This window comes from Bradyrhizobium sp. CB3481 (genome assembly GCF_029714305.1).
Lineage (GTDB): Bacteria > Pseudomonadota > Alphaproteobacteria > Rhizobiales > Xanthobacteraceae > Bradyrhizobium.
This window is the reverse complement of the sequence record NZ_CP121647.1, coordinates 7,731,839-7,745,320: the sequence shown is the minus strand read 5'-3', so window position 1 is coordinate 7,745,320 and position 13,482 is coordinate 7,731,839. Positions and strand designations below refer to the sequence as shown.

The window sequence follows — 13,482 nt, the reverse complement described above, 5'->3', positions numbered from 1 at the left end:
CCCGCTTGCGGGGGAGGGCTGAGGTGGGGGTGTCTCCGCGGGCGATATTGCCCGAGTGGAGAGAGCCCCCACCCGGCGCTTCGCGCCGACCTCCCCGCAAGCGGGAGAGGTGAAGCGCGTCTGCGGGCCGGATCGATCTAACTAAAAATCATCATGCTCTAGCCGTAGCCGGGGCAGGGCATCCGGTTCCTGTCCCGTTTTGGGCGTGCCGGCGCATGGCGACCCTGCGCCAAGCCGCTTTTATCGGCCGGGCCCAGCGTCTAAAAGACGCCTTTCCCGCTTCCAGAAGGACAGATCATGCCCGCCTATCGCTCCCGCACCACGACCCACGGCCGCAACATGGCGGGCGCCCGCGGCCTCTGGCGCGCCACCGGCATGAAGAACGAGGATTTTGGCAAGCCGATCATTGCCGTGGTCAATTCGTTCACCCAGTTCGTGCCCGGCCATGTGCACCTCAAGGACCTCGGCCAGCTTGTCGCGCGCGAGATCGAGAAGGCGGGCGGCGTTGCGAAAGAGTTCAACACCATCGCGGTCGATGACGGCATCGCGATGGGCCATGACGGCATGCTCTACAGTCTGCCGTCGCGCGAGATCATCGCCGACAGCGTCGAATACATGGTCAATGCGCATTGCGCCGACGCCATGGTCTGTATCTCCAACTGCGACAAGATCACGCCCGGCATGCTGATGGCGGCGCTGCGCCTCAACATCCCGACCGTGTTCGTCTCGGGCGGGCCGATGGAATCGGGCAAGGTCAACCTCAAGGGCAAGATCCGCGCGGTCGATCTGATCGACGCCATGGTCGCCGCCGCCGACACCAATGTCAGCGACGCCGATGTCGAGGTGATCGAGCGCTCGGCCTGTCCGACCTGCGGATCGTGCTCGGGCATGTTCACCGCCAATTCCATGAACTGCCTCACCGAGGCGCTGGGGCTGGCGCTGCCGGGCAACGGCTCGGTGCTCGCGACGCATGCCGACCGCAAGGGCCTGTTCGTCGAGGCCGGCCATTTGATCGTCGATCTGGCGCGGCGCTACTACGAGCAGGATGACGAGACCGCGCTGCCGCGCACGATCGCGAACTTCAAGGCGTTCGAGAACGCCATGACGCTCGATATCGCGATGGGCGGTTCGACCAACACCGTGCTGCATCTCTTGGCCGCCGCTTACGAAGGCAAAGTGCCGTTCACGATGCAGGACATTGACCGCCTGTCGCGCCGCGTGCCGGTCCTCTGCAAGGTGGCGCCGTCGGTGGCCGATGTGCATCTGGAAGACGTCCACCGCGCCGGCGGCGTGATGGCGATTTTGGGCGAGCTCGACCGGGCCGGCCTGCTCAACCGCGGCCTGCCGATGGTTCATTCGAAGACGCTGGAGGATGCGCTCGGCCGCTGGGACATCATCCGCACCAAGAGCGAGAGCGTTAAAAAGTTCTTCACGGCGGCGCCCGGCAACGTGCCGACGCAGGTCGCCTTCAGCCAGGAGCGCCGCTTCGAGGAGCTCGACACCGACCGCGCGGCCGGCTGCATCCGCGATGCCGAGCATGCCTTCTCCAAGGATGGCGGCCTCGCGGTGCTGTCGGGTAATCTCGCGCTCGATGGCTGCATCGTGAAGACCGCCGGCGTCGACGAGAGCATCTTGAAGTTCGAGGGCCCGGCGCGGATTTTTGAAAGCCAGGACGCCGCGGTCGAAGGCATCTTGGGCGGCAAGATCAAGGCCGGCGATGTCGTGGTCGTCCGCTACGAGGGCCCGCGCGGCGGTCCCGGCATGCAGGAGATGCTGTACCCGACCAGCTACCTGAAATCGAAGGGGCTCGGAAAGGTCTGCGCATTGGTCACCGACGGCCGCTTCTCCGGCGGCTCCTCGGGTCTGTCGATCGGACATCTCTCGCCGGAAGCCGCCGAAGGCGGCCTGATCGGCCTCGTCGAGGACGGCGATCTCATCAAGATCGATATCCCCGCGCGTTCGATCAGCTTGGTCGTCGATGATGCCACGCTGGCGAAGCGCCGCGAGGCCATGCTGGCGCGCGGAGCGGAGGCCTGGAAGCCGGCCCAGAAACGCAAGCGCAACGTCACGATGGCGCTCAAGGCCTATGCCGCGCTGACCACCAGCGCCGCCAAGGGCGCGGTGCGCATTGTGCCGGAGTGAAGATCTGCGTCATGTGTGAGTGAACTGTCCGCGAGTCCCTTCACCTCTCCCGCTTGCGGGGAGGTCGGCGCGAAGCGCCGGGTGGGGGCTCTCTCCACACGGGCGGTTTGACTCGTGGAAGCACCCCCACCCCGGCCCTCCCCCGCAAGCGGGAGAGGGGGCGCACCGCGTTCGCGGATGCTGTATCGCCTTACGTCAGTCTTGTAGGATGGGTAGAGCGAAGCGAAACCCGTCATGTATCGGCGATCGGGATTGATGGGTTTCGCTTCGCTCTACCCATCCTACGAAGAAGCTAAGTCAACACCTTCACCCCACCGAGCGCGGTCACCCGGCCGCGCCTCAGCATCACGATTTGCGTAGCTAACTGACGCAGCTCCGCGGCGTCGTGGCTGACATAGACCATCGGAATGCCCTCGTCGCGCAGCCGCACCAGGTAGGGCAGGATTTCCTCCTTGCGGCTCTCGTCGAGCGAGCCCAGCGGCTCGTCCATCAGCAACAGGCGCGGCTTTGAGAGCAACGCGCGGCCGAGCGCGACGCGCTGGCGTTCGCCGCCGGAGAGTTTTCCGGGCCGGCGGTCGAGCAGACTGCCGATATCGAGCAAATCCGTGATGCGGGTGAATTGCGCTTTATCCGCTGCGAGGCGATTCATCCGCCGGCCGTAATCGAGGTTCTGCCGTACGTCGAGATGCGGAAATAGCCGCGCGTCTTGAAACACGTAACCGATCCGCCGCCGGTGTGGCGGCACATGCACGCCGGCCGACGTATCGTCCAGCGTCTCATCATCGAGTGCGATGACGCCGCGGTCGGGTCGCAGCAGCCCGGCGATCATGTTGATCAGCGAGGTCTTGCCGGCGCCCGACGCGCCGAACAGGCCGGTGACGCGGCCCTGGCTTTCGAATTTGGCTTCGAGCGAGAACTCGCCGAGCTGTTTTGTGACGTCGACGCGCAGCATGGTCAATTCCCGTGCAGGCGCTTGGTGGCGCGCCGCGCGAACCATTCGGAGGCGATCAGCGCGCCCATCGCGATCACGGTGGAAACGACGACCAGCCGCATGGCGGCAGTGTCGCCATCCGGCGTCTGGATCAGCGAATAGATCGCGGACGAAATGGTTTGGGTCTCGCCGGGAATGTTCGAGACGAAGGTGATGGTGGCGCCGAACTCGCCGATCGCTTTGGCGAAGCCGAGCACCATGCCGGCGAGCACGCCGGGCAGCGCAAGCGGCAGCGTGACCGTGGCGAACACCTGCCAGGGCGCAGCGCCGAGCGTGCTCGAGGCCTGCTCCAGCCGGCGGTCGATCGCCTCGATCGAGAGCCGGATCGGACGCACCAATAGCGGAAACGACATCACGCCGCAGGCCAGCGCGGCGCCGGTCCAGCGAAACGCGAACACGATGCCGAGATTGTCGGCGAGCCAGGCGCCAATCAGGCCACGGCGGCCGAAGCTCAGCAGCAGCAGATAGCCGGTGACGACCGGCGGCAACACCAGCGGCAGATGCACCAGCGCATCGACGACCGATTTGCCCCAGAACTCACGACGCGCCAGCAGCCACGCCAGCGCGATGCCGAACGGCGTCGCCACTAGGGTGGCAATGACGGCCACCCGCAGCGACAGCAGGATGGCCGTCCATTCGGCGGGCGAGATGTCGAACATCAGGTCGAGGGGCTGACGAGAAACTTGAAGCCGTATTTCTCGAGGATGGTCTTGGCAGCCGTCGAGCGCAGGAAGGCGAGATAGCCGGACGCTTCCGGCTTTGCCGTCACCGTAGCCGCCACCGGATAGACGATCGCCGGATGGGAATCGGGTGGAAAGGTGCCGACGATCTTGACGCCGGGCTCGATCTTGGCGTCGGTGGCATAGACGATGCCGAGCGCGGCTTCGCCGCGCGCCACCAGCGTCAGCGCGGCGCGCACGCTTTCGGCCATGGCGAATTTCGGCTCCGCCGCCTGCCATGCGCCGAGCTTTTCCAACGCCGCCTTGGCATATTTGCCTGCTGGCACGGACTTGACGTCGCCGGTTGCGATTCGGCCGTCACCGGCGAGTTTTGCAAGGTCGAAGCCGGCGGCGATGTTGACGTTGTCGATCTTCGAATCCTTCGGTGCGATCAGCACGATGCTGTTGCCGAGCAAATTGACCCGGCTCGGCTCGTTGATGGTCTTCTTTCCGATCGCGTAGTCGATCCAGTCGGTATCGGCGGAGATGAACACGTCGGCTGGCGCGCCCTGTTCGATCTGTTTCGCGAGCGCCGAAGAGGCGGCATAGCTCACCGTGATCTTGACGCCGGTCTTGGCGGTGTAGGCCGCGTCGATCTCGTCGAGCGCGTTCTTCATCGACGCAGCGGCGAACACGGTCAGGGCCTTGTCTTGTGCATCCGCAGGAAGAGCCGCGAACAGCACGGCAAAGCTCAGAAAGAGGCCGGCAAGGCGATACATAGGGCGCTCCATGCATGTGCGAGCGACGGATTCCGCACGCAGAACAGGCGTTGGTTGGATAGGAGCGATCGTCGGAAGCGCCGTTCCGGTATTCCCCGAAGGACTTGCGGTCGATCGGGATATCGCTCACCCAGACAATAGTCAGGTTTCAGGAGGAGGTAAAGGCGGCCGCATCCCGTTGCAAGATGCAGCCGCGCCGTCAGTGATGATGGTGACGCTTGTGGCCGCCGCTCCCATACCCGCGCAATTCTGCATACTTCGTCATCTGTGCGGGGGTCAAAATGCTTTCGGTCGACAGGTGATACTTCAAATGGGTTTCGCGCAGTATTCCCTGGGTTGTGGCAACGGCCGCCGTCGACGCCTTCAGACTCTCTGGTGTCACGGTCCGGGCGGCAAACTGCCGGTCAAGCTCCGCCTCCTGCTCGATCAGCTTGGCGCCGAGCGGCATCGCCTCGGCCTTCATGGCATCGAACAGGCGCAGCATGCTGGCGCGCTGATCGGAGGACAGTTCGAGCTTGTCGGCAAGTTCGAGCACGTGTGATGGACCCGGATATCCGTTCAGCTCGGCGGCGAGCGCCAGCCCCATGCCGCGGCCGGCGTTCAGGTCCGCGACCTGCTGTTCGGAGAGCGCCTTGATCGGGCGCGACTGCATTCCAGCGTATGGGGTCTGGGCGTGCGCGCTGGTGACCAAGGCGATGGATGCAATCAGGGGCCAAATCTTCATTGATGTTCTCCGGTGGGTCTGCTTGACACTTCGTGTTTGGCATCCGGTGCGTCCAGTACCGCCTTGCAGGCCGGCGGCAGCTGAGCCATCGTCATCGGCGGCTTCGGCTTTGGCGGCACCTTGGGCGGCTTGGGATGCAGTACGGCATCGCTGAACCAATAGGCGAGATCGGCAGGTTGGCAGCCTTCACCTTCGTTCGGGTCGGGCTGGCTCTCACAATCGCCGGCGCCGGGTGGGCATTTGATCCGGATGTGAAAATGATAGTCGTGGCCGTACATCGGCCGCACCTTGTGCAGCCAGTACCGATCGCCCCTCGCTTCGCGGCACAGCGCCTTCTTGATCGCGGCATTGACGAAGATGCGCTGCACGCTGGCTTCCTGCGCGGCGGCGCGGATCACCGCGAGATGCGTCGGCGTCCAGGCGTGCGGATCGATGTCGAGCCGGTCGCCGCGCACCATCATCACCGCCGACATTTCCTCACGCTCGTTGCGCGATAGCTGCCGGTTCGGCATCGGCGTCAGCCAGATGTCGGCATCGAGCCCGACCTGGTGACTGGCATGGCCGGTGAACATCGGCCCGCCGCGCGGCTGCGACATGTCGCCGACCAATATGCCGGGCCAGCCGGCGTCCCGGTGCGCCCGAGCGGCCAGCCGCTTGACCAGCGCAACCAGATCGGGATGACCCCAATTGCGGTTGCGCGATAGCCGCATCACCTGCCAATTGTCGCCATTGATCGGCAGCCCTTCTGCGCCCGCGATGCAGCCATGGGCGTAGAAACCGAACACGCGTGTCGGCATCGCCGCCGGCAGCCGCTTGCGGCCGAACAACTCCTTGGCGGCGATCTTGGGATCGTGCGGATTGGCGAGCGGCGGCAGCGGTTTTGGGTTGACCGTGCCTTTGTCCTGCGCCGATGCGCTCAGCGCATTGGCGGCAACGATCAAGGCGATGAGCGGGATCAGAATCAGGCGGGGGTTCATCGGATCACTCTGTTCGCGCAAAAATAGCACGAAATCGGCAAGAAGGAATAAGCGCCATTGCCGCGATCATGTCCGTCGGAAGGCAGCCTATTGCAGCTCGATATTGGCTGACTTGATCACTGCGGCCCAGCGGTCGATCTCCGCGCGCATATAGGCGGACGACTTGTCGACCGGGCCGCCGAAGATTTCGGCGGACAGTTTCTTCAGTTGATTGCGTATCTCGGGCTGGCGCAGCGCCTCGTTCACATCGGCGTTGATCTTGTCGACGATCTCTTTCGGCGTTTTCGGCGGCGCCACGATGCCGTACCAGGCGACCGCTTCGAATCCCGGCAACGTTTCCGATATCGTCGGCACGTTCGGCAGCGTCGGGAGCCGTTCGGACGAGGCAACGGCAAGCAGTTTCAGCTTGCCGGCCTGAACCAGCGCCAGCGAGACGCCGAGATTATCGAACATCACGTCGACATCGCCAGCGACGAGCCCCTGCAGCGCAGGCGCCGAGCCGCGATAGGGAACGTGCCGCAGCTTCACCTTCGCTTTCAGCTGAAACAGCTCCGATGTCAGATGCGAGGTGGTGCCGTTACCCTGGGTGGCGCAGAGCGTCTTGTCGGAATTGCCTTTAAGGAACGCGATCAGCCCGGGCACGCTCGATGCCTTGATGCTATCCGGATTGACCATCAGCGCGTTGGGGACCTGGGCCATCACGATGACGGGCTCGAACTTGGTCGGATCGAAGCCGAGCTTTGGGTACAGATTGTGATTGATCACGAGCGGCGGCGGCGGCGAGGCGAGCAGCGTGTAGCCGTCGGGCGCCGAATGAAAGACCTGTTCGGCGCCGATGTTGCCTGCCGCGCCGGTGCGGTTTTCGATCACCACCGGCTGTCCCCATTTGCGTGACAGCCAGTCCGCGACAATCCGTGGAATGGCATCGGCCGTTCCCCCGGCGGGGAAGGGGACGACGATCTTGACGGCGCGGTTCGGATAGTCAGCGGCCGATGCCGGCGCACCAAAAAGCGCGAATAGGGCCAGAACCAGCGGCCGAAGCTGCGGTCTACGGCAGGCGGCAAGCAGAGCTGGCATGAAGCCATGCATTGAATTCCTCCGCTGTCGTTCGTTCGGTCCGGCCATCGGCACCCGCCACTTGTGTTTGCAGCGAGGGAGGATAGCTTGAACGCACGAGCTTCCAAGCATTTTTCGCGTGTGATGATGACCCGGCCGCAGCTCAACATTGTGATCATTGGTGGCGGTATAGGTGGATTGTTCGCCGCCAACGCGCTTGTCGCGCATGGCTTCAATGTTTCCGTCCATGAGCAGGCGCCCGCGCTCGGTGAGGTCGGAGCAGGGGTCTTTCTGACGCCCAACAGCGTGCGGCAACTGCAGCGCCTGGGTCTTGCGGCTCCGGTGGAAAAATGGGGCGCCAGGGTGGGCAAGGCGTCGCATTATTTCCGCCATGACGGCGCGCCGATCGCGCCGGTGCAGGTGACTGATACGGCGGGCTGGAACGCGACGTTCGGCATGCATCGCGCGGATCTCGTCGATATTCTGGCCAATGCATTGCCGTCTGCCGTGGTTCACACCGGCCATCGCGCCACGGGATTCGAGCAGACCGACGAGATTGCGCGCGTGACGTTCGCGGGCGGCGCTGTTGCCGAGGGCGATATCGTCATTGCCGCCGATGGCATCCACTCCGAGCTCCGACGGTATGTAGCGCCGCCGTCGCGGCCGGTGTTTCACGGCTCCGTTGCCTATCGCGGCTTGCTGTCGCGTGAGCGCCTTCCGCACTGGCCGACCGATCGCTGGCAGATGTGGCTGGGCAAGGGAAAACACTTTCTCAGTTTTCCGGTTCGAGCGGGCGACCTGATCAACTATGTCGGCTTCGTGCCGGCCGACGCAGAGATGAAGGAATCCTGGTCCGCGCCCGGCGATCCCGACGTGCTGCGCCGCGAGTTCGTGGGCTGGGACTCGCGCATCGGGACCCTATTGAGCAAGGTCGACAGGACGTTCCGCTGGGCGCTGTACGATCGCGAGCCGCTGCCGGCCTGGACGCGCGGCCGGCTGACGCTGCTCGGCGATGCCGCGCACCCGATGCTGCCGCATCTCGGCCAGGGGGCCAACCAGTCGATCGAGGACGGCATGGCGCTGGCAACCATTCTGTCGCTGACCTCGCACGCCAACGTGCCGGCCGCGCTGCTGGCCTATGAGCGACTGAGGCGCGAGCGGGTCGCGGCGGTGCAGCGCGGCGCGCGCGAAAACGGCATGCGCTACGACTCGTCCTATGCCGATCTCGGGGTGCGCGATGCCGAAATATCGGCCCATGCGGCATTCCGCCGGCGGCTGTACGATCATGACGTTGTGCCGGAGGCGCGGGCCGCGGCGGCCTCCCTGAGCTGAACTGGCGTTGTGTCCGCGATTGCCTTAACGGTGCAATAACCCTGCTGATTATCGATAGACATTTAAACGAACGCGCGGGGTTTCGCGCATTCCTTGTACCGCGGGGACAAGCGGGGCATGGCCGTTATATTGGGGTGACGATTTCGCTCGCGAATTTGCGATTTGCGACTGCCGCTTGCAGCAGCGATACACGCAAGGCGTGTGGTTGTATTTTTGCCTGATCACACGTGATTACGCAGATAGGCCAGTTTCATCGACAAGAGAAAGCATTTTTTCAGAGACTTATCCGAAAACTTTGCACGCAGAGTGCGAGTAGAGCGGAGCAATGCCGAAGAAGCCCAGAACGAGCCGTAAGCCGAAACAGGCGACGATGACCCGCTTCCCAGGCCGGCCAGCAAAGCCCGCTCCGAAACTGTCAATCAACCGGCGACAAACGACCGAAGAGGTTACGAGCAAGCGAGCCGACATCACCGAGCTGAAGCAGCGCGAGGCGTCGTTTCGCCTGCTGTTCGACAGCAATCCGGTTCCGATGATCGTCTGCGCGCTGGGCGACGAACGTATCCTCGCCGTCAACGACGCCGCGGTCGAGCATTACGGTTACAGCCGCGCCGAATTCGAGAAGCTGACGATCCGCAATCTGCAGGCCTTCGACATCGAGCCGCCATGGGCGACTGAGCATGCCGGCGAAGAGCGCGCGGCACGGGCCTGGAAGCATGTCAGGGCCGACGGCGCGCTGATCGATCTGGCGATCTATTCGCGCCAGCTCGTCTACGGCGACCGGCCCGCGGTACTGCTGGCGCTGATGGACACGACCGAACGCAAGCGCGCCGAGGCGCGGCTGACCTTCATGGCCCAGCATGACGCGCTCACCGGGCTGCCGAACCGCAACCTGCTGCGCCAGCAGATGGACGACATCCTCTTGCGCTCGCGCCGCAGCGCGGAGAAGGCCGCGGTGCTGATGCTCGGCCTCGACCATTTCAAGGCGGTCAACGATACGCTCGGCCATGGCATCGGCGACAAGCTTTTGCGCGGCGTCGGCAAGCGATTGCAATCGATGCTGCGTGAAGACGATGCGCTGGCCCGACTCAACTCGGACGAGTTCGCTATCGTCCAAGGCGGGGTGACACGGCCCGAGGATGCCGCGTTCCTGGCGCGGCGCCTCCTGGACGCGATCGGCGATCCCCATCTCATCGACGGCCATTCCGTCGTGGTCGGGGCCAGCATCGGCATTGCGATATCGCCCGGCGATGGCGATGAATCCGAAAAACTCCTCAAGCATGCCGACCTCGCGCTCTCGCGCGCAAAAAACGATTCTCGCGGCACGTTCTCGTTCTTCGAGGCGGGAATGGATGCGCGGGCCCAGACCCGCCGCAAGATCGAAACCGAATTGCGCGAGGCTATCAGGGGCGACGCGCTGCGGCCGTACTACCAGCCGCTGGTCGACCTTTCGAGCGGCCGCATCACCGGCTTCGAGGCGCTGGTACGTTGGCCGCACCCCGAGCGCGGCATGATCTCGCCGGCCGAATTCATTCCCGTCGCGGAAGAGACTGGGCTGATCAATGCCGTTGGCGGGTTGATGCTGCGGCGGGCCTGCACCGACGCCGCGCAATGGCCGGACGACGTCCGCGTGGCGGTCAATTTGTCGCCGCTGCAGTTCCGCGTCGGCAACCTGTTGTCGCTGGTGTTGGAAACGTTGAAGCAGTCCGGCCTGCCGGCGAAGCGGCTGGAGCTCGAAATCACCGAGACGCTGCTATTGGAAAAGAGTAGCGAAGTGCTGGCGACGCTGCATGCGCTGCGCGCGCTTGGCGTTCGCATCTCGATGGACGATTTCGGCACCGGTTATTCCAGCCTGAGCTATCTGCGTAGCTTTCCGTTCGACAAGATCAAGATTGACCAGTCCTTCGTGCGCGACCTCACCGCCAATCCGGACGCGCAGGCGATCGTGCGATCGATCATCAGCCTCGGCAAGGGGCTCGGCGTCACCATCACGGCGGAAGGCGTCGAGACGGAGGCCGAGGTCGACTGCCTGCGCAGCGAGGGCTGTCACGAGGGACAGGGGTTCCTGTTCAGCCGGGCGCGGCCCAATGCGGAAATCGTGAGCCTGTTGAAGACACAGGGCAACTGGAGCACGCCATCGGGTGCGGCGTTGGTGGCGTAAAGCTGGCGCCACCTTCGCAAGCCGTCATTGCGAGCCATCGGGTCGCGCCGACCCGTGCCCGGTGGCTCGCAGTGAAGGCGGCTAGCGGTTTCGCGGCGATGCGCCTTGCCGCCTTCTTCGCCGACATTGCCATTGAAGGTCCGCCCATCCTGCCCGGATTGCCACACGCAACCTAAGGCAGGATGCCATCCGGCGGAAGCGGAAACGGGACGTTACCTTCGGCGCGCGGTCTTGCGGGCGCTCGAGCGAGACGTCTTGCGCGTGCCGGATCGCGTGGTCTTGCGGGCGCTGGACCTTGCTGCGGCCTTTCGCTTGCGCGTCGCCGCCGCCTTCTTAGCGGAGCGGGATCGCGCCGCTGCGGGCCGCCGCGCCGCGGCCTTGCCGCCGCGCGGGCCGCCGATCCGGCCGCCCTTTTTCGCTGCGATGTTGGTGTCCTTCACGCCGCGGCCGGAGCCGCTCTTGTTGCCGCCGCCGGTCTCCTTGTTGACGGTCGCCCAGGCGCGCCGTTCGGCTTCCTTCTCGCCGATACCGCGCTCCTCGTAACCTTCCTCGATATGCTCGGCCTTGCGCTTCTGCTTGTTCGTGTAGCTCGATTTGTCACCGCGGGGCATGTTGGATCTCCCTCGTTGCTGCGGTTACCGAAGAGCAACGCAGGCTCGGCGAGGGGGTTCCGTTCGATTAGGCGGCGTCGCGAAGGCCCGCGAGGAAGGTGTCGACACTTCTATACAGCGCGTCCGCCTGCCGGCTGAGCTGGCCGGTGGCCGCTGCGACGTTCTCGGCCAGCGCACGCGACTGGTCAGCGGACTGACTCGCGCCGGTGACGTTTGCCGAGACCTCGCCGGTGCCGGTGGCCGCCTGCTGGACGCTGCGGGCGATTTCACGCGTCGCCGAATCCTGCTCTTCCACCGCAGCCGCGATGGTGGTGGCTATGCCGCTGATCTCGCGGATGGTGTCGCTGATGCCGCCGATCGCCGTCACGCAGTCGCCGGTGGCGGATTGAATCGCGGCAACCTGGCCGGCGATCTCCTCGGTGGCCTTCGCGGTCTGGCTGGCAAGTCCCTTGACCTCGGAAGCGACGACGGCAAAGCCGCGGCCGGCCTCGCCGGCGCGCGCGGCCTCGATGGTCGCGTTCAGCGCCAAGAGGTTGGTCTGGCTCGCAATCGCCCCGATCAGGCGAAGCACGTCGCCGATCTTTTCGGCGGCTGATGCAAGGCTACCGACCATTTCGGTGGTCTGCCCGGCCTTGACCACGGCGTTGTCGGCAACCTGGCTGGAATGGGTGACCTGGCGGCCGATCTCGGTCACTGACGACGCCAGTTCCTCGGTCGCAGCGGCAACGGCGCTGACGCTGGCGGATGCCGCGTCGGAGGCTGCCGCAGCAGCCGCGGCGCGCTGCGAGGTGCCGTTCACGCTTGTCGCGATCTCGCCGGCCACGCGCTGCATGTCTGACGTAGCCTGTGCGACCGCGGCGACGACGCTCTTGACGTCGCTTTCAAAACGATCGGCCATCTGGCGCTGCAGGGCCTTCTTCTCGAGCTCGGTCTGCTGCTTGGTGGCCTCTTGCGCCTCGCGCATATCGCGCGATTCGATCATGCTGCGGCGGAACACGTCGACGGCGCTCGCCATAGTGCCGAGTTCGTCACGGCGCTCGCGGCCGGGAATCGTGACGTCGATCTCGCCGCCGGAAAGGCGGTTCATCACCACCGTGATCGCCGCCAGCGGCCGTGACAGGCCGCGGCCGAGCAGGAACGCCAGCATCACCGCGCCGAACAGGATGGCGATCGTGCCGAGGATCAGGTTGCGCTGCGAGCTCGCCGCCGCCGCTTCATACTCCGTGGTATCCTTGATGATCTCGAGAATACCCACCGGCTGGCCGGCGTAATTCTTGATCTGGCCGAGATAGAGCGCGGCAGGCCGGCCGTTGATGGTGGCGTCGCGGCGCAACGGCCTTCCGTCGAACACGCCCTTCAGCTCGTCTGATGTCGTGACCGCTTCGTCGCTGTAGGTCGCTGACAGCTTCTTGAACGCCTTGCCGTCGTACGAATAGACCGCAAGGTCGATGCCAAAACGCTTCTTGGCGCGATCGACGAATTCCTTGCCGAAGGCGGCGCCGACGTCGACATTGGCCAGCGTCTTGCCGTCGCGCACAATCGGCGTCATGCCGAAGATCGAGAGCGCCTCGCGGCCGGGCTCGACGCCGACGATGGTCTTGCCGGTCTTGATAGCCTCCACCACGGTGGAGCGCCGCGCCGAGGCGTCGTCATCGAACACTTTTGGCGCATGGACGCGGTAGATCGAAATCGCGGGCGCCCGCCAGAACGAAATCAGCGGGATGCCCTGCGCCTTCATCGGCTCCAAGGTGTCGCCGAGCAACTTGCCCAGTGCATCGCGGTCGGTCTTCGCGATGGCGTCGGCGACCGGGGGCAGGGCGGCGATTACGGATGAGACGGCGAGCGCAGCGCGGCCTTCGTAGTCGATGGCGGCGATCACGCTGTCATATTGCAGCTTGAGCTGCTGATCGAGTGCGAGGTGGGTCAGCGTGCGCTGCTGGACGATCGAAAAGGTTCCAAGGACGCCGCAGGCGACGGCGACCGTCAATGAAATGGCGAGGATCAGCCGGGCGGCGATCGAACGAAGTTTGAACATGAGTTTTACGCAAGCTCC

The 13,482-nt window shown here is 64.8% G+C and carries 11 protein-coding genes; 3 read left to right on the top strand and 8 right to left on the bottom strand.

Annotated elements, in window-relative coordinates; all coding sequences use genetic code 11:
• Nucleotides 1-297: 297 nt before the first annotated feature.
• Entirely contained in the window at nucleotides 298-2,142 is a 1,845-nt protein-coding gene (gene ilvD, locus QA643_RS37260; protein WP_283030719.1) for a dihydroxy-acid dehydratase, read from the top strand.
• Between the two features lie 292 nt (nucleotides 2,143-2,434).
• Here ilvD and modC read toward each other — a convergent pair whose 3' ends face one another.
• From modC to QA643_RS37230, 6 genes are all read right to left on the bottom strand, one after another.
• Nucleotides 2,435-3,094 (bottom strand): molybdenum ABC transporter ATP-binding protein, encoded by a 660-nt coding sequence (modC, locus tag QA643_RS37255; RefSeq protein WP_283030718.1) that lies wholly within the window; start codon nucleotides 3,092-3,094, stop codon nucleotides 2,435-2,437.
• Nucleotides 3,095-3,096: 2 nt separating this feature from the next.
• Nucleotides 3,097-3,792 carry a molybdate ABC transporter permease subunit gene (gene modB / locus QA643_RS37250; RefSeq protein WP_283030717.1) on the bottom strand — a complete coding sequence of 232 codons (696 nt, stop codon included), beginning with the start codon at nucleotides 3,790-3,792 and terminating at the stop codon, nucleotides 3,097-3,099.
• Nucleotides 3,792-4,571, bottom strand: coding sequence for a molybdate ABC transporter substrate-binding protein (gene modA / locus QA643_RS37245; RefSeq protein ID WP_283030715.1), 780 nt, complete (start codon nucleotides 4,569-4,571; stop codon nucleotides 3,792-3,794). Before modA ends, modB begins: the two co-directional genes overlap by 1 nt.
• Before the next feature lie 199 nt (nucleotides 4,572-4,770).
• Entirely contained in the window at nucleotides 4,771-5,295 is a 525-nt protein-coding gene (locus tag QA643_RS37240; RefSeq protein ID WP_283030713.1) for a Spy/CpxP family protein refolding chaperone, read from the bottom strand.
• Nucleotides 5,292-6,272, bottom strand: a complete 981-nt coding sequence (gene mepA, locus QA643_RS37235; protein WP_283030712.1) for a penicillin-insensitive murein endopeptidase — start codon at nucleotides 6,270-6,272, stop codon at nucleotides 5,292-5,294. The genes QA643_RS37240 and mepA overlap by 4 nt, the downstream gene beginning before the upstream one ends.
• A gap of 87 nt (nucleotides 6,273-6,359) precedes the next feature.
• Nucleotides 6,360-7,361: a tripartite tricarboxylate transporter substrate binding protein gene (locus tag QA643_RS37230; protein WP_283030710.1), complete on the bottom strand. Its 1,002-nt coding sequence runs from the start codon at nucleotides 7,359-7,361 to the stop codon at nucleotides 6,360-6,362.
• A 75-nt stretch (nucleotides 7,362-7,436) separates the two neighbouring features.
• Here QA643_RS37230 and QA643_RS37225 point away from each other — a divergent pair, with 75 nt between their 5' ends.
• Together QA643_RS37225 and QA643_RS37220 are read left to right on the top strand one after the other, a co-directional pair.
• Complete coding sequence (locus tag QA643_RS37225; RefSeq protein WP_283030708.1) at nucleotides 7,437-8,660, top strand: FAD-dependent monooxygenase; 1,224 nt, start codon at nucleotides 7,437-7,439, stop codon at nucleotides 8,658-8,660.
• Nucleotides 8,661-8,985: 325 nt separating this feature from the next.
• Nucleotides 8,986-10,818 carry an EAL domain-containing protein gene (locus QA643_RS37220; protein WP_283030707.1) on the top strand — a complete coding sequence of 611 codons (1,833 nt, stop codon included), beginning with the start codon at nucleotides 8,986-8,988 and terminating at the stop codon, nucleotides 10,816-10,818.
• Nucleotides 10,819-11,030: 212 nt separating this feature from the next.
• Here the strand turns inward: QA643_RS37220 and QA643_RS37215 are convergent, their stop codons facing one another.
• A complete protein-coding gene (locus QA643_RS37215; protein ID WP_283030705.1) occupies nucleotides 11,031-11,429 on the bottom strand; it encodes a hypothetical protein in 399 nt (132 codons plus the stop codon).
• Nucleotides 11,430-11,496: 67 nt separating this feature from the next.
• A complete protein-coding gene (locus tag QA643_RS37210) occupies nucleotides 11,497-13,464 on the bottom strand; it encodes a methyl-accepting chemotaxis protein (RefSeq protein ID WP_283030704.1) in 1,968 nt (655 codons plus the stop codon).
• Between the last annotated feature and the right edge of the window lie 18 nt (nucleotides 13,465-13,482).